We start from the raw sequence: 25,400 nt of genomic DNA, 5'->3' as shown, positions 1-25,400 counted from the left end.
AATACCGAGGGATAGCCTCGCCGCGTCCGCACCCCCTGTGCCACCACCCCCCACCTGAGGGGGCGGACACGCAAGTCCCCTTTCCATCTGAAGGAAGGACTCTGATGGCACGCACCATCAGACGGTGGCTGCTCGCGGGGGTGGGCACACTCGGCCTCGCAACGGCGGGCGCCGTACCCGCGACGAGCGCTGCCCACCAGGCAACCTATCCGCAAGTTCGGCCGACCGTCGCCGACTACACGCAGTTGACGAACAGCCAGACCCCACCGACCCAGTCCCAGTGCGCGTCGGTGGGACGCCGCTGCTTCACCCCCCAGGCCATCCAGGCGGCCTACAACGTAGGCCCGCTGCACTCAGCCGGAGACGACGGCCGCGGTCAGACGATCGCCGTCGTCGACTCCTACGGCAGCGACACCATGGCCCACGACCTGCACGTCTTCGACAAGGCGTTCGGCATCGCATCCATGTGCGGGGAAGAGGGCGTCACCTGCGCGCCCGGCATGCCGACCTTCAGCGAGCTTCATCTGCAGGGCTCACCCGCCACCAAGGCACCCCCGTCCACGAGCAACTCCCCCGGACAGGAGGACAAGAGCGCGTGGGCGCTGGAGGTGGCTCTCGACGTCGAGACCGCCCACGCCATGGCACCCGGCGCCAACATCCTGCTGGTCAGCACCCCCACCGCCGAGACCCTCGGGGTACAGGGCTTCCCCCAGATGATGGCTGCCGAGCAGTACGTCGTCGAGCACCACCTCGCGACCGTCATCTCCCAGTCGTTCGCCTCCGCGGAGGGCGCCTTCCACACCGCCCAATCGCTCGAGAACCTGCGCTACGCCTACAAGGCGGCGGCACAGAACGGTGTCACCGTCCTCGGCTCGTCGGGTGACGACGGAAGCGTCGGCTCGCTCAAGACGCCGGTGGGCCAAGGCGGCTCGACCCTCTCCGAACCCGCCGTCGAGTGGCCCGCGTCCGACCCGCTGGTCACCGGGGTCGGCGGCACGTACCTGTGCACCGACCCGACCGCTACCAGCGGCAGGGTCGTCGACAGCGCCTCCCCGCCGGGGGTCTGCCAGAAGGCCCCCGGGCAGTCGGAGATCGGCTGGATCGGCTCCGGCGGCGGCTACAGTAGCGTCTTCGCCAAGCCGGACTACCAGTCAGGCACGCTACCGGCCGGCAGCACCTCCATGGGCGCGATGCGCGGCGTCCCGGACATCTCCCTCCAGGCGAGCCCGTCGACCGGAGCGCTGGTGTACCTGTCCCTCCCGCCCGACGGCCAGGGCGGGCTGAAGTGCGGCGGCACACCGTGCAGCACGGGCTGGTACGACATCGGCGGCACGTCACTGGCATGTCCCGAGTGGGCGGGCCTGGTCGCCATCGCCGACCAGATCAACCGCGGAGGACTCGGACTGATCAACCCGGCGCTGTACAAGCTCGCGTCGAACCCGGCCACCTACGGTACGGACTTCAACGACGTCACCATGGGCAACAACACCGCCGAGGCCTCCGTCCCGGGCTACCCGGCCACCACAGGATGGGACCCCGTCACGGGGCTGGGCACACCGAACGCGGCGAAGCTCCTGCCCGACCTCGTCAGCGCAGTCCACGGCGGCTGACTCCGTCTGGTGCACCAACCGGGCTTCCCGCCGCCGGCCGGCGGCGGGAAGCCCGGCGTAGGTCACTCAGAGACGTGCGGGATCCTTCCCCTTCACCGCCCCGCGCAGCGCCACGGCCATCCGGAGCTGATCCGAGACGGACTTCACCGTCATGCTCGGGAACTCGCTGCCGTATCCGACCGTGTTGAGCGCGGTGATCCGGTAGACGTACGACGTCTTCACGGAGCCCGTCGGGTCGACGAAGGTGCGGCTCCCATGGGTGTTCGGCTGGTTCAGCGGGGAGTCGACCGTGCCAACGTCGTCCCATGTGGTGCCGTCCGTCGAGCGCTGGACGACGAACGACGTCTCGTTGATCGAGTTGTCCTGCCACTGCAACTGGTTGCGGGCCTTGGAGCCGTTGCCCACGACGGTGGACGTGAGCCCGCTCGCCTTCAGCGGCGGCAGCGACTCGGGACGCATCATGTCCATCTCCTCGTGGCTGAGGATGTGACAGTGGATGACGTACTCCCAGCCGAAGTTCACCAGCTTGTTCGTGATGGCCGCCGTCGGATTGCCCTGCGGATCGACGTTGTTGAATATCGACGTGTCACCGTCCGGCATCGCCGGGTTCAGCGGTCTGACGGAGTTCGGCACCTCGAAGGGTGTCGTCGGCACGACCGGCCGCAGCGCGACGATCGTGTCCTCCAGCGGGCTCATCCGCACCGTGTCCTTCCAGCCCAGCTCATTGGCGTCCGGTTTGATGACGATGTTGTCCCAGGTCACCCGGTTGAGGAGTTGGACGTCGTAGAGATGGAAGTGCAGCGGGTGCGTGTCCACCCCGTTGTGGGTGAACCGCCAGATCTGCGTCCCGTCCGCGGTGGATCCGATGGGCGTCACCTTCATGTCCCCCTTGGGGAGATCGGTGCCGTCGATCAGCTCGGTCTGTGGGTTGACGTACGGGTACAGCGTCACGTTCTGCGCGCCCGGGGTGGGTGGTTGCGCCTCGACGCCGAGCGTGGCCTGCATGCGGCCGAAGTCGTCGAACGTCGTCGCGTTCATCTCGTCATGGATGGCCTTCGGTTGGAGTGGCATCGTCGACTTGGCGGCCGGTGACTTGAGTGTGTTGAAGCTGAACTTCGAGGTGTCGTTCACGCGGACCAGGCCGTCGCAGGTGTTCACCGTCGTGTTGGTGACGTTGCAGTTGCTGCTGGCGGCGAAGTTCGTGCCGTAGGCCGAGTTGTAGGCCGCCTGCCCGACGATCACCGGGTCTGCCCCGACTCGAAGACGCCGGAGCCGTCCGCGTGGTGCTTGAAGGCGGCCTGCAGCTTGGTCAGGTCGAACGCCGGGGCCGGGGCGGCGTCCGCGATGGTCACCTGCATCACGGTGCGGGTGTTGGGACCGTATCCCGGCATGATCCCGGGTGCGCCGACCGGGCTGAGGTCGGGTGCGCCCGTGTAGTAGTCGTACGACGCGACGCGCGCCGGCTAGGCCGCGGGAGCGTCGTTGTAGAGGATGAGGGTCTTGCCGGCGAACTTCGAGAAGTCCACCAGGACGTCGGCCCGCTCGGCCGACGCGAGGGCCAGCGAGTGCTTGTCCACGTTGCCGACGTCGAAGCGGGTCGGGTCGGTGATCCAGGTCGTCGGCTGCTGACCGTCGATGACGGCCGGCGCCGACAGGAAGCCACCCTCGTTGGCGATCTGGATCCAGTCCGGTCCGGCGGCGTCGTTGCCGGCGTCCACCGGCGTGGGCGACACGTTGGGGTCGGTCTGCGCGGCCTCCAGCTCGTTCGGCTTCAGCGCCACCTCGGTCGTGCCGTCTCCCTGCTTCGGGTCGGCGGTGTACCACTGGAAGTTGAAGAACCGGTCGTTGGCGGCGTTGAGCAGCCGCATCCGGTAGGTCTTCGGCTGAAGCGTCACCTTCGGATAGGCGACCCCGTTCACGATGGGCGTGTCGTTGAACTGCTCCATGCCCATCGAGATGTTCGGCGTGCCGGGGATCTGCTCCGGCTCGCAATAGGGGGCGTCCTGGTACTGCCAGGTCGACTCGTCGTCGAGCTTGCACTTCGGGTCGTAGTACGGGTTCGCTATCGGCCCGTACTTGGTGTCGCGGGCCGGCGGCCAGAACCACGGCCCGTACATCCAGCGCCCGTACGAGCTCATGCCCGACGGATCGCCCGGGTTCTGCGCGGGCATGTAGACGTGGTGGTACCAGAAACTGCCCTTGGTGCCCCAGCGTTGGGTGTTCCAGGTCGGGTCCTGGCCGTAGGACACCGTCTTGCCGTTCGCGTCCTTCTGGTCCTTGAGCTGCGCGTCGTCGGGCACGAAGGTGCGGTCCTGGACGAGCAGCGGGAGCGTCGAATCCGCGTCGGGAATGGTGCCGCTGCCGACCAGCGACTTCTCGGTGTCGTCGGTGATGGTGTAGCCGGCGGCCTCACCGGCGTACACGTTCAGCCGGGTGATGCCGTAGGAGTGGTCGTGGTAGAACATCAGCCGCGCGCTCTGCTGGTTGGTGTAGTAGAACGTCGAGCAGCCGTCGTCCTTCGCGGCGCAGAGCTCCGCCCCGCCACCGTCCTTCATGGCCGGCGCGTTGCGGACGCTGACGCCCTGCGGCCAGTCCGTGTTCTCACCGGCCGGGGTGATCCACTGGTGCGGGGTGCCGTCACTGATCCACGGTTTGATGCCGCCGTGCAGGTGCAGCGTGGCCCGGTTGTCCTTGAAGCAGTTGGTCTTGTCGTTGGTGCACTCCGGGTTGCGCACCTCGTCGGTGACGGTGGCGTCGTTCTTCGGCGCGGGCATCGCCATCGGGCCCATGCCGGAGCCCATGCCGGTGCTGTCGACCGGCAGGAAGAGATCGCCTTCGGCGCCCCTTCGGGAGCAGGTTGCGGAACACGACCCGCACCGGCCGGTCCTTGATCGCGGCGATGATCGGGCCCATCCACTGCACCCGCACACTTGGGGCGGACGGTCATCTCGTCGACAGCGCGAGGTCCGGTCCGGACGCCGTCCGCCGCCTGCGCGACGGCGAGTTCGACCTGGTCGTGCTGGACCTCATGCTGCCGGGGTTCGACGGTTTCGAGGTGATGCAGCGTGCCTTCGACCGACGACCCGACCAGCGGGTCCTCGTCCTGTCCGCCATGATGGACATCGCGACGCGGGTCCGCTGCCTGCAGATCGGGGCCATCGACTTCCTCGGCAAGCCCTTCGCGACGGCGGAGTTGGTGGAGCGGGTCCGCACCAGGCTCCGTACGGCGTCGACCAGCGTGTCCCAACGGTGGCTCCGGATCGGGGAGGCCGTCCTCGACCTCGAGCGGCAGATCCTCAGTCTCGGCGGGAGGGACGTACCCCTGTCGCACCGGGAGTTCATGCTGCTCGGCCATCTCATGCGGCGAGCGGGACAGGTGTGCGGCCGGCGTGAGCTCCTCGCGAGCGTCTGGGGCTACGCCGACGACCCCGGAAGCAACGTGGTCGACGTGACGGTCCGCCGGATCCGCGGCAAGGTGCCCCGGCCGGTCATCGAGACGGTGCGCAATGTCGGGTACGCGTTCAGTGCCGGCTGAGCGGCCGCGTCTCGTCTTCGTCGGCTGGGTGCTTTTCGCCGCGTGCAGCCAGCTGCTGCTGTTCGTGGTGCCCGCCCTCGAGGCCGTGGCCTTCCACCTGGTGTGGATCAGCATGTCCATCGTGTACGGCGTCCAGAGCTGGTCGCCCCGGCGCACGGCCGTCGTGCTGGCCGTGGTCACCCTGGTCACGGGGACGACGCTGAGCGAGTTCGTCGCGGAGGGCACGCCGGCTGGGACGAACTCGCCGAGGTGCCGCTGATGGCGCTGGTGTTCCTCGCCATGGTCTGGCACGTACGCCGGCGGGCGACCGCCCTCGCGGAGACCCGCAGCCTCGTCGAGCGGGAGCGTCGCGCCCAGGAGCTCAAGGAGCTGTTCGTCCGCACCTGCTCGCACGAGATGCGGACGCCGATCACGGTGGCCCGCTGCTACGCGGAGATGGTCCAGAACGAGCTGCCGAGCCCACAGAGCAAGGAGGACCTCGACGTCGTGCTGGACGAGCTGGACAAGCTCGGCCGCCTCTCCGGCCGCCTCCTCGCGCTGGCCGACGCCTACGAGTCCACCGAGTTCGACTGGGGCCCCGTCGACCTCGGCTCGCTCCTGCGGCGAACCGCCCAGCGGTGGCGGCCGGCCTCGGACCGGGACTGGCTCCTGGACGCGCCGTCCGTCCTGGTCGACGGCGACGAGTCCCGGCTCGAGGCCGCCCTCGACGCCCTGGTGGAGAACGCCGTGAAGTTCACCGCGGAGGGGGACGCCATCGCCCTGCGCTGCCGGGCCACCCGCGACGGCGCCGTGGTCGACGTGGAGGACGCCGGCATCGGCTTCGCCCGTTCGCGGGCCGACGACGGGAGCGGCCGGCCGCAGCCCTCGGCTCGCCCCGGCACCGGGCTCGGCCTGGCCATCGTCCGGGCCGTCGTCGAGCGTCATGGCGGAGGTCTCGCCGTGGTGTCCGAGCGGCCGGGCGGCTCGCTGCTCCGCATGGAACTGCCGCGGCGACCACCGGCGGCCGAGCCGAGGCCGTAGGCGCGGCCCGCGCTACTGATGGCGGTGCTGTTGCGCCGCATGGACGCGCTGCGGATGTTCGATCTGCACTATGTCAGCCGTACGGGCTGCCGGCACCTGAAGAGGCGGTCCGGCTCTCCTTGGAACAGGCCACCCGTCCACCAGGGCCTGGCCGGCGTTCTCCCGCCGACCGAGGGACCTGGTCTTTCCTGACGGTGCGTCATCCGTAGGCTTTCCCCCCCGGCGGGTGCCCGAAGCGGGTCAATGACGCGCCACGGTCGGTCCGCGAAGTCGTGGAGCTCCTCACCGGCGGTGGACGCTGACGGCATAGCCGCCGCCGTCGTACGGGTCGGCGTCCCAGGTGGCGAAGCGGTCGACGAGAGTGAGGCCGGCCGCGGTGCAGCAGTCGTCGTACTCCGGCAGGGTAATGCCGGGCGGCACGGGCAGATGGGCTTCGTCCAGGCCGAAGCCGGCGACCATCAGACCGCCCGGGCGCAGGGCCGCGGTGAGGCGCTCGACCACCCTGGCCTCGGTGCCGGCGGCGAGCAGCGGAAAGATGTTGCCCGCGGCGACCACGAGATCGAAGTCCGCCGCGACGCCCAGGACGTCCGGCTCGAACCCGGCCAGGTCCGCCTGGTACCAGGGCAGCCCCGGCGCCTGCTCCCGCGCCACCGCCAGCATCGACGCGTCGAGGTCCACACCGACGCAGTCGTGCCCGAGCTCCGCGAGCCGGATCATGACCCGCCCGGTACCGCACCCGGCGTCCAGTATCCGCGCTCCGGCAGGCACGAGCGCCGCGCAGAACCGCGCCTCGCCGTGCATGTCCTTGCCGCTCCGGGCGAGGGCAGCGAACCGTGCGGCGTAGTCCTGCCCGGACGTCCCCCCAGTCAACTCTTTCCAACGGCTCATGGGGCCAACCATAGACAAGGGCCTCGACGGTTAGGTCGAGGCCCTTGTCTCCGCATCTCAATGCTGGTTGCTGGTGTCCGAGGGGGGACTTGAACCCCCACGCCCGATAAAGGGCACTAGCACCTCAAGCTAGCGCGTCTGCCATTCCGCCACCCGGACCAGGTGTGTGCCGCCCGGCCGGGGTGCTCCCCGCGGCGACGACGACAACAATACCAAGATTTCGGGATGCCTTTCACCTGCGTATCTGTGCCATGAGCTCCGGCGCGGGGGCGGGCGGGCGGCGCCGTGGTCGATCGTCTCCGCGAGCTGGTCGGGCGGAAGGCGGACGGCACCGCCGTCATTCGGGCTGTCGGCGATGACCGCGTCGCCCCCAGCGCCTGCACCACCTGGGGAGCGACCCCCGACCCCGGAAAATGCCGCACGCCCCCTGGACACCCGCCACCGGATGCGGGATAAACGAGCTTCATACAGTATTCGTCGACTGTATGCAATGCACCCAGAGAGCGTTCCCACCCCTACGAAGGGAAACAGGCCCTCGCCATGCCTGACGACAGCCGCGACCAGGACGAAGGAGCTGCTGATCGGCGGCCAGGGAGCCCCCACCCAGCACAGGACGGGGTCCCTGAACCGCGCACTTCGGCGAGAACCGCAGCGCGAGCACGTACGGACTGCTCGCCTCGTCCCCGCCCCTCCCGCCGGCCGTCGCCGCGCCGGCCGGCCCCATGACGGGAGCCGGCCCGGCCGGCGCCCCAACCCCCCACCGAGTGTTCGCCCTGGCGGGCCGTGTCTCGCCCGCCTGCGCCGTTCTGGCGCTGTCTTTCAAGGCTCCGGGCCGTCCCAGTGCCCGGCGCCTCGTCCCCAATCCCCACCCACTCGGCGAGGAGATGGCCTGACATGACGGCTGATCCCATGGCAACACGGAACACGTCGGCCGATCCCGGCACGGCGAGCCCCGCGTACCGCGAAGTGACCGACTCCCGGGGGCGGGTCTACCGCGTCGGCGAGACGGACCGTGACATCCTCGGCCATTCACGCAAGTTCATGGTGTACCTGCCGTGGATATCCATGATGGCCATCAGCGTCTCGGAGTACGCCTACGGTTCCGCGGAGGACACCCTGTCCAAGGCGCACGGGTGGACCCAGAGCAACACCTTCTGGATCCTGAGCGTCTGGGTGTTCTTCCAGGCGGGCATCGCCTTCCCGGCCGGCTGGCTGCGCGAGCGGGGCGTCCTCACCGCGCGCCGCGCCATGTACACCGGCGCGGCCATGTGTCTGCTCGGCTTCCTGGCCCTGTCCCACCTCGACAACGTCCTGCTGGCCATCGTCGGCTTCGGCGTGGTGGGCGGTGTCGGCTCCGGACTGATCTACGCCACCTGCATCAACATGGTCGGCAAGTGGTTCCCGGAGCGGCGCGGCGCCAAGACCGGCTTCGTCAACGGCGGCTTCGCCTACGGCTCCCTGCCGTTCATCTTCATCTTCAACTACGCCTTCGACACCGGGAACTACGACGAGGTGCTCGACCTGATCGGCGTGTACGTGCTGGTCGTGGTCGCGGTCTGCGCGTTCTTCTTCAAGGACCCGCCGAAGAACTGGTGGCCGGCCCACGTCGACCCCCTCTCGCCCTCCGGCACCGGCAAGAGCGCCGCGAGTCTGGCCAAGAACCCGCCCGCCGTCCGGCAGTTCACGCCCAAGGAGGCCATCAGGACGGGGATGCTGCCGCTGATGTGGCTCACGATCGTGATGACCGCCGGCGTGTCGATCTTCGGGATCTCCTTCCAGGTCGACTTCGCCAAGGAGATCGGCTTCGGTCCTCTGGTCGCGGCCTCCTCGATGGGTGTGATGGCCGTCATCAACGGTGTGGGCCGCGCGGTGGTGGGCTGGCTGTCGGACCTGTGGGGGCGCAAGACGACCCTGGTGTTCGTCATCGTGGTCCTGGGACTGGCCCAGTTCGGTGTCATCTGGGCCGGCGACGTGAAGAACGAGTGGCTGTTCCTGTTCTTCGCCTTCCTCTCCGGATTCGGCGGCGGCGCCTTCTACCCGATGTTCGCCGCGCTGACCCCGGACTACTTCGGCGAGAACTACAACGCCACCAACTACGGGCTGGTGTACAGCGGCAAGCTGGTCAGCGGTCTGTTCGGCGGCGGCCTGGGATCCATGGTCGTCGCGGCGTGGGGCTACAACGGCGCGTACACCCTGGCGGGCGGCGTGTCGATGGTGGCGGCGGCGCTCGCGCTGCTGCTGCGCCAGCCGGGGCGGACCGGGCGGGAGGCGGCGGCTCCGGGGGCGCGGACCATGGGCTGAACGGCGTCCCGCGCGCGTGAGGAGGCCCTCCCGGAACGGGCGGTGACGTGAGGGCCGGAGTGCGGCGTCCCGCGCGCGTGAGGAGGCCTTCCCCTGGTGCGGGGAAGGCCTCCTCACGTCGCCACCGGGCGGCGGGCGTCGACCGGCTCGAGGAGGCGGACGGACCTCAGGCCTTCGGCCGCTCGTGGTAGGACCGGCGGGTGTGCTCGGTGTGCTCGCGCATCAGCCGGGTGGCCAGCTGCTCGTCGTGCCCGGCGATCGCGGCGATCAGGTCGCGATGCTCGATCCAGGACTGGTTTCCGCGCTGCCGGGCCACGGGCGTGTAGTACCAGCGCACCCGGCGGTCGACCTGGGCGGCGAGTTCGGCGAGGACGGCGTTGCCGGCCAGCTCGATGATCTTCGTGTGGAAGCGGGCGTTCAAAGCCACCGCGGCGTCCACGTCGTCGGAGGCGACGGCCGCCATGCCCTGGGCCAGCAGCTCCTCCAGGGCCTCGATCCCGGCGCCGTCCGCGTGCGCGGCGGCCAGCCGGGCGGCCTCCGCCTCCAGCAGTGTGCGCACGGTCAGCAGCTGGTCGGCCTCCTCCTCCGTCGGCTCGTGCACGAACGCGCCCTGCGCGGGCCGCAGATCGACCCACCCCTCGGTGTTCAGACGCTGCAGCGCCTCGCGCACGGGCTGCCGGGAGACCCCGAGGTGCCCGGCGAGTTCGCTCTCGACGAGGTGCTGGCCGGGCTGGAGGGCGCGGGTGGTGATGAGTTCGAGCAGCGCCTCGTAGACGCGGTCGCGCAGCGGTCCGGGGCGTTCGAGCTTGGGCACCGCTCCCTGCGGCAGTCCCGTCGACAACATCGCGGTCCCCCTCCTCGGCCGGGCCGCGGGACAGCAGGCGGGAAGCCTGGTCACCGGGGGCCCGTAGCGATTGTCTTTCGTCTACAGTCTACGGCGCACCGTGGCCGACGGAAGGGAATGTCGGCCGTATCACGTCGACGTGTGACCGCGGTCCCGGCCCTCCTGCCGCCGGCTCACCCGGCGCACCACCTGCCGCCGGCTGACGGGCAGCGCACGATTCGTCGCCGCCTCACGGGCAGCGCACGACCCGCTGCCGGCTGAAAGGCAGCGCACGACCTGGCGCCGCCTCACGGGCAGCGCACGACCCGCTGCCGGCTGAAAGGCAGCGCACGACCTGGCGCCGCCTCACGGGCAGCGCACGACCTGCCCCGCGTACGACAGGTTCCCGCCGAACCCGAACAGCAGCACCGGGTCGCCCGTGGACACGGCGCCCCGCTCGATGAGCTTGGAGAAGGCCAGCGGGATGCTGGCGGCGGAGGTGTTGCCGGACTCGGAGACGTCCCGGGCCACCACGGCGTTCACGGCGCCGAGCTTCTCGGCCAGCGGCTCGATGATCCGCAGGTTGGCCTGGTGCAGCACGACGGCGGCGAGGTCGGCGGGCGCGAGACCGGCCCGCTCGCAGGCCTGCCGGGCCAGCGGCGGCAGCTGGTTGGTGGCCCAGCGGTAGACGCTCTGCCCCTCCTGCGCGAACCGCGGCGGCGTGCCCTCGATCCGCACCGCGTGCCCCATCTCCGGCACCGAGCCCCACAGCACCGGCCCGATGCCGGGCTCCTCCCCCGGCGCGCACGCCTCCACCACGGCGGCCCCCGCCCCGTCGCCGACGAGCACACAGGTGGTCCGGTCGGTCCAGTCGGTCACCTCGGACATCTTGTCGGCGCCGACGACCAGGGCCCGGGTCGCGGCCCCGGCGCGCACTGTGTGGTCGGCGGTGGCCAGGGCGTGGGTGAAACCGGCGCAGACGACGTTGACGTCCATCGCGGCCGGCCGGGGCACGCCGAGCCGGGCCGCGACGCGCGCGGCGGTGTTCGGGGAGCGGTCGACGGCGGTGGAGGTGGCGACCAGCACCAGGTCGATGTCGCCGGGCGTGAGGCCCGCCGCCGCGAGCGCCTTGGCGGCGGCGTGCGCGGCCAGTTCGTCGACCGGCTCGTCGGGGCCGGCGATGTGGCGCGTCCGGATGCCCACCCGGGACCTGATCCATTCGTCGCTGGTGTCGACGAGGCCCGCCAGGTCCTCGTTGGTGAGCACTCTGGCGGGCTGGTAATGGCCGACGGCGGCGATGCGCGAGCCGTTCATTGGGTGGTCCCCCTCGATGCCGTGGGTAGCGGGATCCACCAGTCTGATCAGTGACTCACGGGTACGACGGCAGGTGATGCCACAGGAATCGGGCGCCCGGCTTGTCGGCTTCCGTCAGACCCTCGGACGCCCGAGCATTCACCTGCCGCCCCCTCAGCCCGTGAACAACTGCGTCGCCTTCCGGACGAGCTCGTACAGCCCGTACGCGAGGGGCGCACCCACCCACAGCCAGGCGACGGCGATCAGGGCCGTGGGCGTGCCCGCCCCGGAACCCGCGGACCCGGGGGCGGCGGGGTCAGGCGGACTCGGGCTGCTGTCGTGCGACATCGGCGTCCTTCCTGGGCGCGGGGACGTTGTGGCGGGGGTGGACGGGCCGGATGAACTCGTTGGCGGCGAAGCCGACGACGAGCAGCCCGATCATGATGGCGAAGGACAGGCCGTAGAGGGAGGAGCCGTGCCGGCCGGCGGCCTCCTGGCGGTCGGCGATCCAGTTGACGATCAGCGGGCCGAGCACGCCGGCCGTGGACCAGGCGGTGAGCAGCCGACCGTGGATCGCGCCGACCTGGTAGGTGCCGAAGAGGTCCTTCAGATAGGCGGGGACGGTGGCGAAGCCGCCGCCGTAGAAGGAGAGGATCACCAGCGCGCACAGCACGAACAGCGGCTTGGAGCCGTCTCCGAACAGCGCGATCAGCAGGTACATCAGCGCGCCGACGCCCAGGTAGACGCGGTAGACGTTCTTGCGTCCGATCAGGTCGGAGGTGGAGGACCAGCCGATGCGGCCCGCCATGTTCGCCGCCGACAGCAGGGCGACGAAACCGGCCGCCGCGGAGGCCGAGACGGGGGTGGTGGAGCCGGCGAAGAAGTCCGTGATCATCGGGGCGGCCTTCTCCAGGATGCCGATGCCGGCGGTCACGTTGGTGCACAGCACCAGCCACAGGCACCAGAACTGCGGGGTGCGCACGGCGCTGCGGGCCGAGACCTGCGCGCCGGAGACGGTGCTCGGAGCGCCGGCGACGGGCGTCTCGGTGCGCGGGACCCGCACGAGGAGCACGCCGAGCGACATGAAGACCGCGTACGAGAGCCCATGGACGACGAACGCCAGCGCGATTCCGGTGCGGTCGGCGCCGAACGACTCCAGCATCTGCGCCGACCAGGGCGAGGCGATGAGCGCGCCGCCGCCGAACCCCATGATCGCGATGCCGGTGGCCATGCCGGGCCGGTCCGGGAACCACTTGATCAGGGTGGAGACGGGCGAGATGTAGCCGACGCCGAGGCCGATCCCGCCAACGACGCCGTAGCCGAGGACGATCAGCCAGAACTGGCCGGTCCACGCGCCCAGCGCGGAGATCAGGAAGCCGGAGGAGAAGCAGACGAGGGCCACGGTCATGGCCCAGCGCGGTCCGCGGCGCTCGACGAGCGTGCCGCCGAACGCCGCCGACAGGCCGAGCATGACGATGGCGAACTGGAAGGGCAGCGCGCTCTCGGTGCCGTTCAGGTGCAGGGCGGATTCGAGGGGTGGCTTGAAGACGCTCCAGGCGTAGGCCTGGCCGATGGCGAGATGGACGGAGAGGGCGGCGGGCGGAACGAGCCAGCGGCTCCATCCCGGGCGTGCGACCGGTGGGCTCATGAGCCGCACGGTAGGGACGGATGCGGGGGGTCGGAAGCAACCCGGTCGACCGTATGCGGTGAGCGGTATGCGCGGCGCGACGAACGGTCGTTGCCGGCTCCCTTGTCGGCCGCAACTACATACTGTAGACAATATTCGCCGACACCATCTTCGCGGCATCCCCCAAACCGAACGGAGTGCTCCCGTTGGTCAAGTCGGAGTTCGACACGCCTGCGGCGGGTACCTGGGACGAGTCGGCGCAGACCGGGACCACCGCGGTCCGCGCGTACCGAGGAGTGGGCCGCGACCTGGCTCCGCGCGTACAGGACAATGAGATGGTCGAGGTCACCTCGCCGCACGACAACCCGGTGGCCCACGGCAACCTCCGCATCAAGGGCCGTTTCGGCTGCCAGCACGTACAGAACCGGGGCTGATCAGGACATGGGACGAGTCACGGAACGACGCAAGGTGATCCGCATCCGGGACGGGGCCGTCTCGTCCCGTCCGGACACCCTGGTGGCGGAGGAGCCGCTGGAGATCCGGCTGAACGGCAAGCCGCTCGCGATCACCATGCGCACGCCCGGTGACGACTTCGCCCTGGCCGCCGGCTTCCTGGTGAGCGAGGGCGTCCTGGCGTCCGCGTCGGACCTGCTGAACATCGTCTACTGCGCCGGGGCGACCGCCGACGGCTCGAACACGTACAACGTCGTCGATGTGAAGACCGCCCCGGACGTCGCCCTCCCGGACATCACCCTGGAACGGAACGTCTACACGACGTCCTCGTGCGGCCTGTGCGGCAAGGCGAGCCTGGACGCGGTCCGTACGACGGCGCGCTGGCCGATCGCCGACACGCCCCCGGTCCGGGTCGAGCCCGGGCTCCTCGCGAGCCTCCCCGACCGGCTGCGCGCGGCCCAGCGGGTCTTCGACCGGACCGGGGGCCTGCACGCGGCCGCCCTGTTCGCCGAGGACGGCAAGCTGGTGGACGTGCGGGAGGACGTGGGCCGGCACAACGCGGTGGACAAACTGGTCGGCCGCGCCCTGCAGAACGGCGACCTGCCCCTGTCCCGCTCCCTCCTGCTGGTCTCCGGCCGGGCCTCCTTCGAGCTGGCGCAGAAGGCGGTGATGGCGGGCATACCGGTGCTGGCGGCGGTGTCGGCGCCCTCCTCACTGGCGGTGGACCTGGCGGCGGAGACGGGGCTGACGCTGGTGGGCTTCCTGCGGGGCAGCTCCATGAACGTGTACGCGGGCGAGGACCGCGTCGCCCTGCGGACCGCGGCCGCCCAGGGCTGACCGGCTCCCCGCGGCACGACGGCGGGGACCCGACCGGCGGGGAGCGCCCCCTGCGCCGCCGGGGCCCCGCCCTTGCGGGGCCGTCAGCGCGGACGGGTCGCGGTGACGGCCGGGGTGCGTGGGGCCGCGGGGGGCGGCGGCGGGGGCGGGGTGGTCTCCTGGTCCCGGACCTCGTGCGCGCGGCGCTTGGCGATCACCGCGCACACCATGAGCTGCATCTGGTGGAAGAGCATCAGCGGCAGCACCGCGAGCGAGGCGTGCGCGCCGAACAGGACGCTCGCCATGGGCAGCCCCGCGGCGAGGGACTTCTTCGAACCGGCGAACTGGATGGCGATCCGGTCTCCCCGCCCGAACCGCAGCGCCTTGGCGCCGTACCAGGTCAGGCCCAGCATCACCCCGAGCAGCACGGCCTCCACGACGAGCAGCGCGCCCAGCCGGACCGGGCTGACCTGGTGCCAGATGCCCCGCACCATGCCTTCGCTGAAGGCGGCGTAGACGACCAGCAGGATCGAGCCGCGGTCCACCAGGCCGAGGACCTTCCGGTGCCGGGCGACGAAGCCGCCGATCCACGGGCGCAGCGCCTGCCCGGCGAGGAAGGGCACGAGCAGCTGGAACACGATCGTGACCAGGGAGTGCGCGGAGAAGCCGCCCCCGCTGCCGCCGAGCAGCATGGCCGCGAGCAGCGGGGTGAGAACGATGCCGGCCAGCGAGGAGAAGGAGCCGGCGCAGATCGCGGCGGGCACGTTGCCGCGGGCGATGGAGGTGAAGGCGATCGAGGACTGGATGGTCGACGGGACGAGGGTGAGGAAGAGCAGGCCCTGGTAGAGCGGCTGGGTCAGCAGCACCGGGACGAGGCCTCCGGCCCCGAGGCCGAGCAGCGGGAAGATCACGAAGGTGCAGACCAGGACCGCGCCGTGCAGCCGCCAGTGCCGCAGCCCGTCGAGCGCCTCACGGGTGGACAGCCGGGCGCCGTAGAGGAAGAACAGGCAGGCGATCGCGGCGGTGGAGGCGCCGGAGGCCACGTCGGCGGCGGTGCCGCGGGCCGGGAACAGCGCGGCCAGCCCCACCGTCCCGAGCAGCAGCAGGATGTACGGGTCGATCGGCATCCAACTCGGCGCGCCCAGGCGTTTCACGGTGCTCCACTTGCTCGTTCTGCTCGTTCTCTCAGTGCGGGACCGACGGGTCCCCTCTCCATCGTCCTCCTCACTCCCGTGATCGGGAATCCGTCATACCGCTCTGACTGTCATCGCGCATCACGATAACCTGGGGGCGTGTACGAGCCCGCCCATCTGCGCACCTTCCTCGCGGTGGCTCAGACCCTGAGCTTCACCCGGGCCGCGCGGCGGCTGGGGCTGCGCCAGTCGACCGTCAGCCAGCACGTGCGCCGCCTGGAGGACGCCACCGGGCGGACGCTGTTCGCGCGGGACACCCATTCCGTGGAGCTGACCGAGGACGGTGAGGCGATGCTCGGCTTCGCGCGCCGGATCCTCCAGGTGCACGAGCAGGCGGCGGCCTTCTTCACGGGCACCCGGGTGCGCGGGCGGCTGCGGTTCGGCGCCTCGGAGGACTTCGTGCTGACCCGGCTGCCGGAGATCCTGGAGGGCTTCCGCTACGAGCACCCGGAGGTCGACCTGGAGCTCACGGTGGAGCTCTCGGGCACGCTGCACGAGCAGCTCGCCGCCGGCGGGCTCGACCTGGTGCTTGCCAAGCGCCGTCCGGAGGACCCCCGCGGTGAGCTCGTCTGGCACGACCGGCTGGTGTGGATCGGCGCGGAGCGGTTCCGGCTCGACCCCGACCGTCCCGTGCCGCTGATCGTCTACCCGCCGCCGGGCATCTCCCGGGCGCTCGCCTTCGAGGCCCTGGAGCGGCAGGGGCGGCCGTGGCGCGTCGCGTGCACCAGCGGCAGCCTCAACGGGCTCATCGCCGCCGCGCGGGCGGGGCTCGGCGTGATGGCCCACTCGCGCGGGCTGGTACCGCCGGGGCTGGTGCGGGTGCCCGAGCGGGCGGGACTGCCGGAGCTGGGGAAGGTCGACTTCGTCCTGGTGCACGGCCGGCGCCGCCCCTCCGCCCAGCACGCCGCCGACGCGCTGGCGACCGCGATCCTGGCGGGCGGGGACCGGCTGCACCGGCGGTAGGGGTGACGTAATGCCGCCCGGCGACGCCGTCAGAGGTGACGAGCGCACGTCGCGGGGGTGTCCGCGGCCGCGCGGGCCGTTCCGTAGCACGCGTCCGGGACCCGCGGGACGGTAATCGGGTAGTACAGATTCGGTGGAGATCGGTGGAGATCAAGGCACCGAAACTTACTGATCCGTAAGGATTTTCGTCCGGCCTCTCCCCATGTGAGGGGTTTTTCCGACGCTGACCCGCTCGCGCCCGGCCTCCGCCCCCGTCGAAGCCCCTCCCGCCCTCTCCCGAGGTGGGGTAGCTTTCACCGCGCTGTGCGGAGCGTCACAAGGGAGCGGGAGCGGGGTTTGCGCGAGTTCACCAGCCCTCCGTTGACGTCGGCACCGCCGGTGGGCGGACTGGCCGACGCGGTCTTCCGGCATGCCCAGGAGGACCCGCTGCATGTCGCACTCGGCCGCAAGGACGCGGCCGGCCAGTGGCGGGACGTCACCGCCGCCGAGTTCCGCGACGAGGTCCTGGCCCTCGCCAAGGGGCTGCTCGCCCGGGGCGTCCGCTTCGGCGACCGGGTCGCGATCATGTCCCGCACCCGCTACGAGTGGACCCTCTTCGACTTCGCGCTGTGGACGGTCGGCGCCCAGGTGGTGCCCATCTATCCCACCTCCTCGGCCGAGCAGTGCTTCTGGACGCTGTACGACGCGGAGGTCACGGCCGCGATCGTCGAGCACGAGGACCACGCGATGACGATCGCCACGGTCATCGACCGGCTGCCGCACCTGCGTGAGCTGTGGCAGCTGGACGCCGGCGCCGTCCGGGAGCTCTACGACGCGGGCGCCCACATCGACGACCAGGTGGTGCACCGGCACCGTGAGGCGGTCACCCCCGACTCGATCGCGACGATCATCTACACCTCCGGCACCACCGGCCGCCCCAAGGGCTGCGTGCTGTCGCACGGCAACTTCATGTACGAGACCGACACGGTCATGCAGCGCTGGGAGCCGGTGTTCCACACCAAGAAGGGCGACGAGGCGGCCACCCTGCTGTTCCTGCCGCTCGCCCACGTCTTCGGGCGCATGGTGGAGGTCGCCACGATCCGGGCGAAGGTGCGCCTGGGCCACCAGCCGCAGCTGAACGCCGCGGCCCTTCTCCCCGACCTGCAGGCCTTCAAACCGACCTTCATCCTCGCGGTGCCGTACATCTTCGAGAAGGTGTTCAACTCCGCCCGGCGCAAGGCCGAGAAGGACGGCAAGTCCGGGCCGTTCGAGAAGGCCGTCGACGTGGCCGTGAAGTACGCGGACGCGATCGAGGCGAAGGCGTGGGGCATCGGCCCCGGTCCCACCGCCGGGCTGCGCATGCAGCACCAGTTCTTCGACAAGCTCGTGTACTCCAAGGTGCGCGCCGCGATGGGCGGCCGGATCCGGAACGCGATGTCCGGCGGCTCGGCGATGGACCGCCGGCTCGGCCTGTTCTTCGCGGGCGCCGGCGTGCAGATCTACGAGGGCTACGGACTGACCGAGTCCACCGCCGCCGCCACCGCCAACCCGCCCGAGCTCACCCGGTACGGCACCGTCGGGCAGCCCATTCCCGGCGTCACCGTGCACATAGCCGACGACGGCGAGGTCTGGCTGCACGGCGGCAACGTCTTCCAGGGCTACCTCAACAACCCGAAGGCCACCGACGAGAGCCTGCACGACGGCTGGCTGGCCACCGGTGACCTCGGCTCCCTCGACGAGGACGGCTACCTGACCATCACCGGCCGCAAGAAGGAGATCCTGGTGACCTCCGGCGGCAAGAGCGTGGCGCCGGGTGTGCTGGAGGAGCGGGTGCGCGACCACCCGCTGGTGTCCCAGTGCATCGTCGTCGGCAACGACCGCCCGTACATCGCCGCTCTGGTCACCCTCGACCAGGAGGCCGTCGAGCACTGGCTGCAGATGCGCGCCAAACCGCGGATGTCCCCGGCCCAGCTCGTGCGCGACGCCGACCTGGAGACCGAGGTCCGGCGCGCCGTGGTCGCCGCGAACACCCTGGTCTCCCAGGCCGAGTCGATCCGCACCTTCCGCATCCTCGCCCAGCCGTTCACCGAGGAGCACGGCCTGCTCACCCCGTCCCTGAAGCTGAAGCGCAAGGCCATCGAGAACGCGTACGTGAACGAGGTGGACGCGCTGTACCAGGCCTGACCGCGCCCGGCCCGGGCACGCACCGCCGAGGTCCGCGGGGTGTGATTCCGGCCAATCCTGCCCTCCGGGGTGGGCATCCGATCAGTTCCGGGCGGATCCGCCGGTCAGGAATGCATCACGGCTCGTGATCGTTGACGATGTCGAGTACCACTTGACGACAACCGAAGGATCAAGAGCTCGTGAGCAGCAAGGTCCCCCCGATCATCCTCAACAACGGCGTGGAGATGCCCCAGCTGGGCTTCGGGGTCTGGCAGGTGCCGGACGACGAGGCGGAGCGGGCCGTCGGCACCGCGCTGGAGGCCGGGTACCGCAGCATCGACACAGCGGCGATCTACGGCAACGAGGAGGGCACCGGGAAGGCCATCGCCGCCTCCGGCCTCTCTCGCGAGGACGTCTTCGTCACCACCAAGCTCTGGAACAGCGAACAGGGTTACGACTCCACGCTGCGCGCCTTCGACGCGTCCCTGGACAAGCTCGGCCTGGAGTACGTGGACCTGTACCTGATCCACTGGCCGGTCCCGGCCAAGGACGCCTACGTCGACACGTACAAGGCGTTCGAGAAGCTGCTCGCGGACGGCCGCACCCGGGCGATCGGCGTGTCGAACTTCCTGCCGGAGCACCTGGAGCGCCTGATCGAGCGGACGTCGATCGTCCCGGCGGTCAACCAGATCGAGCTGCACCCGCGTCTTCAGCAGCACACCGCCCGCGCGTTCCACGCGGAGCGGGGCATCGCCACCGAGGCCTGGTCGCCGCTCGGCCAGGGCAAGGGCCTGCTGGAGGTCCCGGCGATCGTCGCCATCGCCCGCAAGCACGGCCGCACCCCGGCCCAGGTCGTGCTGCGCTGGCACCTCCAGCTCGGCAACATCGTGATCCCGAAGTCGGTGACGCCCGCCCGGATCGAGGAGAACATCCAGGTGTTCGACTTCAGCCTGGACGACGAGGACCTGGCCGCGATCGGCGCGCTCGACGAGGAGCGGCGGCTCGGCCCGGACCCGGCGGAGTTCAACATGTCCTGACCGGCGGCACCGCGGCCGGTGACGGCCACCCGGTGCCCGGTGTCCAGCAGGCGCCGCGCGACCGCGGCACCAATGCCGCTGCCACCACCGGTGATCAGTGCGACCGGAGAGTCGGTCATGGGAACCCCCTTCGTCCTGCGAACGCCGCCGAGTCCACCGCTTCGAGCGCTCTTGAGGTCAAGGGCTCCGGGGCGGACGCGGGGCGAGCCCGTCAGGTGGTGCGGACGCCCGTGTACACGGTGTGCGCCTTGAGGACGAAGACGTCGCCGCGCCGGTGCACGCTCGCCTCGTCGTCGGGGTCCAGCAGCCGGTCCAGGGTGGCGCGGTCCTCCGCCTCGACGCCGTCCTCCAGCGCCTCGCGCAACCGGGTCAGGGAGGCGACGGCGTAGGCGCGGGCCCGGTCGCTCACCGGCGCGGGCAGGTCCAGCAGGAAACTGCGCGTGCCGGTGTGCTTCAGGCCCGCGGCGGTCAGCAGCGCCGGCCAGTCCTCGGTCTCGCGGACGGAGCCGGGGAGTTCGGCGCGCATCCGGGCGAACCAGTCCGCCTCCACGGCGTCGAGCCGGGCCTGGAGGCCGGGGCGGCCCATCCCGATGTCGCGGGGCAGGAACCGCGCGGGCAGCCCACCCTCGAGCAGGGCGAGCGTGCCGCCGGGGGCCAGTCGCGCGGCGAACGCGGCGAGGGCGGCCCGCTGGTCGCCCAGATGGTGCAGGCTGTTGCCGGCCCACAGCAGGTCGGCCGGGTAGTCCAACTCCTCCAGAACGTCCGGGAGTTCCCCGGCGAGGGTGCCGAAGCGATCGCCGACACCGAGACGGGCGGCCCGGGCGCGGGCCCGCTCCAGCAGCTCCTCGGAGCCGTCCACGGCGACCACCCGCGCGCCCGGGAAGGTCTCGGCGAACCGGCACGCGACGACCCCCGGCCCGCTTCCGGTGTCGACGATCAGACCGGGCTCGGTCACCTCCTTCGCCAGCCACGCCATGGCCCGCTCGTACAGGGGGGTGAACAGCTCGGCCTGCGCCTCCAGCAGCGGGGCCATCGCCGCCCAGTCGATGTCGGTGTGGCCGTGGTGGTGCGGGTGGTGCTGCTCATGGTTGTCGTGGGTCGCGTGCTGCTCGTGCGCCATGGTGGTCAGCCTCTCCTGTCGGTGCGTCCAGCCTGCGCCGACGCACCGCGCCACAGCCACTCCTGTTGCCGTGGCGGCAAAAACCCGCGGGGAGCGGGCGGATCACGCGGGCCGCGGGTCCGCCGGCTTGCGGAACGCCCGCAGCGCGAAGACCGGGTCCGGGCGCGGGCGGTCCTGGTCGGGCAGGCGGGCGAGCCGGGCGGCGAACTCCTCGGTGAGCGGGTCGCCCGGCGGGAGGGTGACGAACCAGCCACGGCGCAGGTCGGCGATGGTGCGGCGGGGGCTACGGCCCTGCCCGTGGCCGGGGAAGCGGGCCTCGCCGACCGGCACCAGGCCGTGTCCGGTGGCGTACCGCTCGACCAGGTCCGCGCTGTCCCGGACCGGGCTGGGCGGCCGCGCGGCGAGCACGGCGTCGATGTCGCTGCCGACGTTGTGGGAGGCGGCCTTGTCGACCGTGGTCACGTACACACCGCCGGGGACGAGCACCCGGGCGCACTCGGCGACGACGGCGCCGGCGTCCTCTTCACTCGGCGCCAGGTGGAGCAGCCAGACGCTGGTCACGGCGCCGAACCGCCCGGTCCGGAAGGGCAGGCGGCGGCCGTCGGCGAGCACCACGGCACCGGGCACGCGGGCGGCGGCCTGCCGGGCCATCGCGGACGCCCGGTCCACGCCGGTCACACGCAGGCCGTCGCGGCCGGCCGCGAGCCGGCGGGTGACGATGCCGGTGCCGCAGCCGACGTCCAGTAGGCGGCGGGTGCCCGGCGGGAGCAGACCGAGCACGGCCTCGGCGGCCGCCGCCGCCCTGGGTTCGCCGCCGCGCGAGGCGTCGTACCGCTCGGCTTCCTCGTCGTAGTCCAGCACGTGGCTCCCCCCGTCGTCGTGGTCCGGCGGTGCGGCACGCTCCGCCCCTTCCCCCTGCTCCCCCGGTTTTCGTGGCGCGTGGTTCTCGGCCGTGGCTCGTGGGTCAGTCGGCGCCGTGGCCCGGCGCGAGGTCCTGGACGCGGCGGGCCAGCTCGAAGTCCTTCTCGGTCACCGCGCCGCCCGCGCTGTGCGTGGTCACGGCGAGGGAGACCGAGTGGTAGCCCAGGGTGAGGTCGGAGTGGTGGTCGAGCTCCTCCTGGACCTGGGCGATGTGGAGGACCATCGCCGCCGCCGCGAAGTGCGAGCCCAGCCGGAAGGAGCGGGTGAGGCGGTCGCCGTCGAGGGACCAGCCGGGCAGTTCGGCGAGCCGGTCCTCGATCTCCTTCTGCGACAGCGGTTCGACGGGCATGGGTTCGTTCCCTTCCTGGGTTTCGCCACCGACTCCTGGGTGACGTCACTGACTTCAGACTGCCACAGGAAGGCCGCTGCGTCCCTGGTCAGGAGGCCGTGAGAAGCCCGCCCGCGGAGTCGCGGCACGGCGGCCGGCCCGGGAGACCGCGGTGTGGCCGGTCCGGGAGGGGCGCCGGGGGGTCAGCCGCGCAGGCACTCGGCCGCCAGATCGTCCGCCAGCGCAGCGATCCTGGCCCGTCCCTCCACCCGCTCGACCCACTCGTGGGGCAGACCGTGGTCGCCGTACCGGGCGCCCAGGATGTTGCCGCAGACGGAGCCGGTGGAGTCGCTGTCGCCGGAGTGGTTGACGGACAGCAGCAGGGCGTCCTCCACGCCGGGCGCGGCGAGCGCGGCGTAGACGCCGACGGCCAGGGCCTCCTCGGCCACCCAGCCGGCGCCGATCCGCTCGACCTTCTCGGCGGTGGGCGCGCCCTCGGCGGCGAGGTCGAGGGCCCGCCCCAGCGCGGCGGTGGTCTCCTCGTGCCCGGGGTGACGGGCGAGCAGACGCAGGGTGCGCAGGACCGCGCCCTCGACGGAGTCCCCGGCCACGAGGTACGACACGATCGCGGCGAGCGCCCCGGCCGCGTAGTAGCCGGTGGGGTGGCCGTGGGTCATCTGGGCGCAGCGCGCGGCCATGCCGAAGGCGTCGGCGGTGCCGGCGCGGGTGAGGCCGAAGGGTGCCGAGCGCATCACCGCGCCACAGCCCTTGGAGTCGGGGTTGACCGGGCCGGGCGGGCCGAGTTCGGCCCACGGCTCCGGGACGAAGTCGTGGGCCAGCCCGGACAGGCAGGCGTTCCCGGGGGCGCGGCGGGCGTACAGCCAGGATTCCTCGACCAGGCCGCCGCGCGGAGCCTCCGAGGAGAAGCCGCCCGGCGGGGCCTCCTCGCGCGCGGCGGGGCCGGGCCTGCTCTGGGTCTCCAGCCAGTGCCCGTAGGACCGGCGCAGCAGGAGGGCCCAGCCCCCGCCGATGCCCTTGAGCCGTTCCCGCTCGTGGGCGCGGTGGATGCCCTCGACGGTGAACAGGGTCATCTGGGTGTCGTCGCTGATGCGGCCGGTCACCCCGTCGCCGTCGGGCACCGGGCGGGTGAGGCCGCGCGGGCCGTGCGCGGCGCGGATCCGGTCCAGGGAGTCGAACTCGACCGGGTAGCCGAGGGCGTCGCCGACGGCGCCGCCCAGGAGGCAGCCGCGCACCCGGGCGCGGTAGACCGCCGTCGCCTCCCAGGACAGCTTCCACGACTCGATCATGTGCCCTCTCCTCGGCTGCGGTTCGACTACGGTCGTCGGTATGGCCATTGTCGCGTCCGGTCCCGCCGCCCCGTCCACCGCCTCCGCCCAGAAGGGCGCGGGCCCGCTGCTGCGGGCCTGGCGGGAGCGTCGACGCGTCAGTCAGCTGGAGCTGGCGCTGCGCGCCGACTCCTCGGCCCGGCACATCAGTTTCATCGAAACGGGCCGGTCCCGGCCGAGCGAGGAGATGGTGCTGCGGCTGGCGGAGCACCTGGACGTGCCGGTGCGCGAGCGCAACGCGCTGCTGATGGCGGCCGGTTACGCCCCGTGCTATCCGGAGACCCCGCTCGACGCCCCGGCGCTGGACGCGCTGCGCGACGGTCTGGAGCGGCTGATCCAGGGCTACGAGCCGTACCCGGCGCTGGTGGTGGACGCCACGTACGACGTGGTGGCGGCCAACCGCGGCGTCACGATGCTGCTGGCGGGGGTGTCCGAGTCGCTGCTGGCGCCGCCGCTGAACGCGATGCGGCTGACCCTGCACCCCGGGGGCCTGGCACCGCGCATCCGCAACCTGCGCGCGTGGCGCGGCCATCTGCTGGCGCAGATGGAGCGGCAGATCGCGCTGCACCGCTCGCCGGCGCTGCGGGCGCTGTACGAGGAGGTGGCGGCGTACCCGGTGCCGGAGGAGTGCGGCGGGGTGGAGGAACCGGCCGAGGAGGTGCCGTACTTCGCGCTGCCGATGCGGGTCGAGCACGAGGGGCGGCTGCTGTCGTTCGTCTCCTCGATCTCCACGTTCAACACGCCGATGGACGTGACCGTCGCCGAGTTGGCGATCGAGACGTTCCTGCCGGCCGACCCGGCGACCGTCAAATACCTTCATTCCCTGGCGGGTTGACATGCCGTCGGGTGTGCGCCACGCCCGTGCGCGGTGCCGCCCCACAGGACACACTGCCGGCGGGTTCCGGCGCGGGCGGGGAGGCACTGAGCAGCATCTTCCCGTCCATGTCCAAAGCCCCGACCGAGCCGAGGAGCAGACACCGCATGAGCAGATCCGACACGCCCACCCGCGTCGACACCGGCCGGCCGCATCCGGCCCGGGTCTACGACTGGTGGCTGGGCGGCAAGGACAACTACCCGGTGGACGAGGAACTGGCCCGCCGGATCCTGGCCGCGGACGGCACCGTGGTGCGCGGGGCGCGGGCCAACCGCCGGTTCATGCACCGCGCGGTGCGCGCCGTGGCCCGGTCCGGGACCCGGCAGTTCCTGGACGTGGGCACCGGCATCCCCACCGAGCCCAATCTGCACCAGGTGGCCCAGGGGGAAGCTCCCGGGGCGCGGGTGGTGTACGCGGACAACGACCCGATCGTGCTGCGGCACGCGGAGGCGCTGCTGCACGGGTCGCCGCAGGGCAGCACCGACTACGTGCACGCCGACGTGCGGGACCCGGACACCATCCTGCGCCTGGCCGGCCGGACCCTGGACTTCGACCGGCCCGTCGCGCTGTCCCTGGTGGCGCTGACCCACTACCTGTCGGACGACACCGACGACGTCCACGGCCTGCTGGAACGGTACGTCGCCGCCCTCGCCCCCGGCAGCCATGTGATCCTGTCGCAGGTCACGGGGGACATCAGACCCGAGGGTGTGAACCAGGCGGCGGAGCTGTTCCGGCGCAGCGGCACGCCCTTCCATCCGCGCGGCCGTGCCGCCTTCTCCCGGTTCTTCCACGGTCTGGAGCTGCTGGAGCCGGGCGTGGTGCCGGTCCTCGACTGGCGGCCGGAGGCGGAGGACACGGCGGCGCGGGCGGAGGGCGCGGTGCCGGTGTACGCGGGGGTGGCCCGCAAGGTCTGACCCGGTCCGCGGGGGCGAGGGGGGCGGCCCGCGGCACCCGCCTGACCCGGACGGGTGCCGTGGACGGGTGCGCTCCCCCGCCCGCACCTAGATTCGGACCACGGGCCGGCGAGGAAGCCGCACGCGACCGCGTGCCGCCGCGCGGACAGCCGTCCAGGACCCCGGTGCACGCCGTGGACGGCGTGGACGAACCGGA

General features: G+C 71.6%; 23 protein-coding genes, 1 tRNA gene and 1 pseudogene. 12 read left to right on the top strand and 13 right to left on the bottom strand.

Features of this window, described 5'->3' with window-relative positions; translation table 11 throughout:
- Positions 1 to 104 precede the first annotated feature (104 nt).
- Positions 105 to 1,610 carry a hypothetical protein gene (locus ACF1A5_RS11970; protein ID WP_392192706.1) on the top strand — a complete coding sequence of 502 codons (1,506 nt, stop codon included), beginning with the start codon at positions 105 to 107 and terminating at the stop codon, positions 1,608 to 1,610.
- 66 nt (positions 1,611 to 1,676) lie between these two features.
- On the opposite strand, the gene ACF1A5_RS11965 is transcribed toward ACF1A5_RS11970, so the two are convergent.
- Entirely contained in the window at positions 1,677 to 2,852 is a 1,176-nt protein-coding gene (locus tag ACF1A5_RS11965; protein ID WP_392192705.1) for a multicopper oxidase domain-containing protein, read from the bottom strand.
- 221 nt (positions 2,853 to 3,073) lie between these two features.
- Positions 3,074 to 4,411, bottom strand: a complete 1,338-nt coding sequence (locus tag ACF1A5_RS11960) for a hypothetical protein (protein WP_392192704.1) — start codon at positions 4,409 to 4,411, stop codon at positions 3,074 to 3,076.
- 98 nt (positions 4,412 to 4,509) lie between these two features.
- Between ACF1A5_RS11960 and ACF1A5_RS11955 the strand changes: the two genes are divergently transcribed.
- From ACF1A5_RS11955 to ACF1A5_RS11945, 3 genes are read left to right on the top strand one after another with little or no spacing between them, the layout of a single operon-like run.
- The gene (locus tag ACF1A5_RS11955; RefSeq protein ID WP_392192703.1) at positions 4,510 to 5,145 is read left to right on the top strand and encodes a response regulator transcription factor; all 636 of its coding nucleotides are present in this window, start codon (positions 4,510 to 4,512) and stop codon (positions 5,143 to 5,145) included.
- Positions 5,135 to 5,404: a hypothetical protein gene (locus tag ACF1A5_RS11950; protein ID WP_392192702.1), complete on the top strand. Its 270-nt coding sequence runs from the start codon at positions 5,135 to 5,137 to the stop codon at positions 5,402 to 5,404. The genes ACF1A5_RS11955 and ACF1A5_RS11950 overlap by 11 nt, the downstream gene beginning before the upstream one ends.
- A complete protein-coding gene (locus ACF1A5_RS11945; protein ID WP_392192701.1) occupies positions 5,404 to 6,165 on the top strand; it encodes a sensor histidine kinase in 762 nt (253 codons plus the stop codon). Before ACF1A5_RS11950 ends, ACF1A5_RS11945 begins: the two co-directional genes overlap by 1 nt.
- 282 nt (positions 6,166 to 6,447) lie before the next feature.
- Here the strand turns inward: ACF1A5_RS11945 and ACF1A5_RS11940 are convergent, their stop codons facing one another.
- Together ACF1A5_RS11940 and ACF1A5_RS11935 are read right to left on the bottom strand one after the other, a co-directional pair.
- Positions 6,448 to 7,053, bottom strand: a complete 606-nt coding sequence (locus ACF1A5_RS11940) for a class I SAM-dependent methyltransferase (RefSeq protein ID WP_392192700.1) — start codon at positions 7,051 to 7,053, stop codon at positions 6,448 to 6,450.
- A gap of 71 nt (positions 7,054 to 7,124) precedes the next feature.
- Positions 7,125 to 7,212, bottom strand: a tRNA-Leu gene (locus ACF1A5_RS11935).
- 735 nt (positions 7,213 to 7,947) lie between these two features.
- Between ACF1A5_RS11935 and ACF1A5_RS11930 the strand changes: the two genes are divergently transcribed.
- Positions 7,948 to 9,354, top strand: coding sequence for an OFA family MFS transporter (locus tag ACF1A5_RS11930; protein WP_392192699.1), 1,407 nt, complete (start codon positions 7,948 to 7,950; stop codon positions 9,352 to 9,354).
- Positions 9,355 to 9,520: 166 nt separating this feature from the next.
- Here ACF1A5_RS11930 and ACF1A5_RS11925 read toward each other — a convergent pair whose 3' ends face one another.
- The 4 genes from ACF1A5_RS11925 to ACF1A5_RS11910 all read right to left on the bottom strand — a co-directional run bounded on the left by ACF1A5_RS11925 (position 9,521) and on the right by ACF1A5_RS11910 (position 13,118).
- Positions 9,521 to 10,198 carry a GntR family transcriptional regulator gene (locus tag ACF1A5_RS11925; protein ID WP_392192698.1) on the bottom strand — a complete coding sequence of 226 codons (678 nt, stop codon included), beginning with the start codon at positions 10,196 to 10,198 and terminating at the stop codon, positions 9,521 to 9,523.
- A gap of 345 nt (positions 10,199 to 10,543) precedes the next feature.
- On the bottom strand, positions 10,544 to 11,491 hold the full coding sequence (locus ACF1A5_RS11920; RefSeq protein ID WP_392192697.1) for a beta-ketoacyl-ACP synthase III: 948 nt from the start codon (positions 11,489 to 11,491) through the stop codon (positions 10,544 to 10,546).
- 153 nt (positions 11,492 to 11,644) lie between these two features.
- Positions 11,645 to 11,818, bottom strand: coding sequence for a hypothetical protein (locus tag ACF1A5_RS11915; RefSeq protein ID WP_392192696.1), 174 nt, complete (start codon positions 11,816 to 11,818; stop codon positions 11,645 to 11,647).
- Positions 11,787 to 13,118, bottom strand: a complete 1,332-nt coding sequence (locus ACF1A5_RS11910) for an OFA family MFS transporter (protein WP_392192695.1) — start codon at positions 13,116 to 13,118, stop codon at positions 11,787 to 11,789. Before ACF1A5_RS11910 ends, ACF1A5_RS11915 begins: the two co-directional genes overlap by 32 nt.
- A 167-nt stretch (positions 13,119 to 13,285) precedes the next feature.
- On the opposite strand from ACF1A5_RS11910, the pseudogene ACF1A5_RS11905 reads away from it, so the two are divergent.
- Both ACF1A5_RS11905 and fdhD read left to right on the top strand, forming a co-directional pair.
- Positions 13,286 to 13,531: pseudogene (locus ACF1A5_RS11905) on the top strand (Fe-S-binding domain-containing protein); the annotation flags it as partial.
- Positions 13,532 to 13,538: 7 nt separating this feature from the next.
- A complete protein-coding gene (gene fdhD / locus ACF1A5_RS11900; protein ID WP_392192694.1) occupies positions 13,539 to 14,387 on the top strand; it encodes a formate dehydrogenase accessory sulfurtransferase FdhD in 849 nt (282 codons plus the stop codon).
- A gap of 83 nt (positions 14,388 to 14,470) precedes the next feature.
- Here the strand turns inward: fdhD and ACF1A5_RS11895 are convergent, their stop codons facing one another.
- Positions 14,471 to 15,493, bottom strand: a complete 1,023-nt coding sequence (locus ACF1A5_RS11895) for a bile acid:sodium symporter family protein (RefSeq protein ID WP_392192787.1) — start codon at positions 15,491 to 15,493, stop codon at positions 14,471 to 14,473.
- A 165-nt stretch (positions 15,494 to 15,658) separates the two neighbouring features.
- On the opposite strand from ACF1A5_RS11895, the gene ACF1A5_RS11890 reads away from it, so the two are divergent.
- From ACF1A5_RS11890 to ACF1A5_RS11880, 3 genes are all read left to right on the top strand, one after another.
- Entirely contained in the window at positions 15,659 to 16,522 is an 864-nt protein-coding gene (locus ACF1A5_RS11890) for a LysR substrate-binding domain-containing protein (RefSeq protein ID WP_392192693.1), read from the top strand.
- 336 nt (positions 16,523 to 16,858) lie between these two features.
- A complete protein-coding gene (locus tag ACF1A5_RS11885; protein ID WP_392192692.1) occupies positions 16,859 to 18,685 on the top strand; it encodes an AMP-dependent synthetase/ligase in 1,827 nt (608 codons plus the stop codon).
- 179 nt (positions 18,686 to 18,864) lie between these two features.
- Positions 18,865 to 19,701 (top strand): aldo/keto reductase, encoded by an 837-nt coding sequence (locus tag ACF1A5_RS11880; RefSeq protein ID WP_392192691.1) that lies wholly within the window; start codon positions 18,865 to 18,867, stop codon positions 19,699 to 19,701.
- 211 nt (positions 19,702 to 19,912) lie between these two features.
- On the opposite strand, the gene ACF1A5_RS11875 is transcribed toward ACF1A5_RS11880, so the two are convergent.
- The 4 genes from ACF1A5_RS11875 to ACF1A5_RS11860 all read right to left on the bottom strand — a co-directional run bounded on the left by ACF1A5_RS11875 (position 19,913) and on the right by ACF1A5_RS11860 (position 23,377).
- Complete coding sequence (locus ACF1A5_RS11875; protein ID WP_392192690.1) at positions 19,913 to 20,821, bottom strand: class I SAM-dependent methyltransferase; 909 nt, start codon at positions 20,819 to 20,821, stop codon at positions 19,913 to 19,915.
- Between the two features lie 102 nt (positions 20,822 to 20,923).
- A complete protein-coding gene (locus tag ACF1A5_RS11870) occupies positions 20,924 to 21,682 on the bottom strand; it encodes a class I SAM-dependent methyltransferase (protein WP_392192689.1) in 759 nt (252 codons plus the stop codon).
- Positions 21,683 to 21,785: 103 nt separating this feature from the next.
- Positions 21,786 to 22,091 carry a 4a-hydroxytetrahydrobiopterin dehydratase gene (locus ACF1A5_RS11865; RefSeq protein ID WP_392192688.1) on the bottom strand — a complete coding sequence of 102 codons (306 nt, stop codon included), beginning with the start codon at positions 22,089 to 22,091 and terminating at the stop codon, positions 21,786 to 21,788.
- A 182-nt stretch (positions 22,092 to 22,273) separates the two neighbouring features.
- Positions 22,274 to 23,377: an ADP-ribosylglycohydrolase family protein gene (locus tag ACF1A5_RS11860; RefSeq protein ID WP_392192687.1), complete on the bottom strand. Its 1,104-nt coding sequence runs from the start codon at positions 23,375 to 23,377 to the stop codon at positions 22,274 to 22,276.
- A 40-nt stretch (positions 23,378 to 23,417) separates the two neighbouring features.
- Between ACF1A5_RS11860 and ACF1A5_RS11855 the strand changes: the two genes are divergently transcribed.
- Both ACF1A5_RS11855 and ACF1A5_RS11850 read left to right on the top strand, forming a co-directional pair.
- Positions 23,418 to 24,251 (top strand): helix-turn-helix domain-containing protein, encoded by an 834-nt coding sequence (locus ACF1A5_RS11855; RefSeq protein WP_392192686.1) that lies wholly within the window; start codon positions 23,418 to 23,420, stop codon positions 24,249 to 24,251.
- Between the two features lie 146 nt (positions 24,252 to 24,397).
- Positions 24,398 to 25,204, top strand: a complete 807-nt coding sequence (locus ACF1A5_RS11850) for an SAM-dependent methyltransferase (RefSeq protein WP_392192685.1) — start codon at positions 24,398 to 24,400, stop codon at positions 25,202 to 25,204.
- Positions 25,205 to 25,400 lie beyond the last annotated feature (196 nt).

This window comes from Streptomyces sp. NPDC014864, assembly GCF_043081525.1.
Classification (GTDB): domain Bacteria; phylum Actinomycetota; class Actinomycetes; order Streptomycetales; family Streptomycetaceae; genus Streptomyces.
The sequence above is the reverse complement of the archived record's forward strand: the minus strand, read 5'-3'. Positions and strand labels throughout refer to the sequence as shown.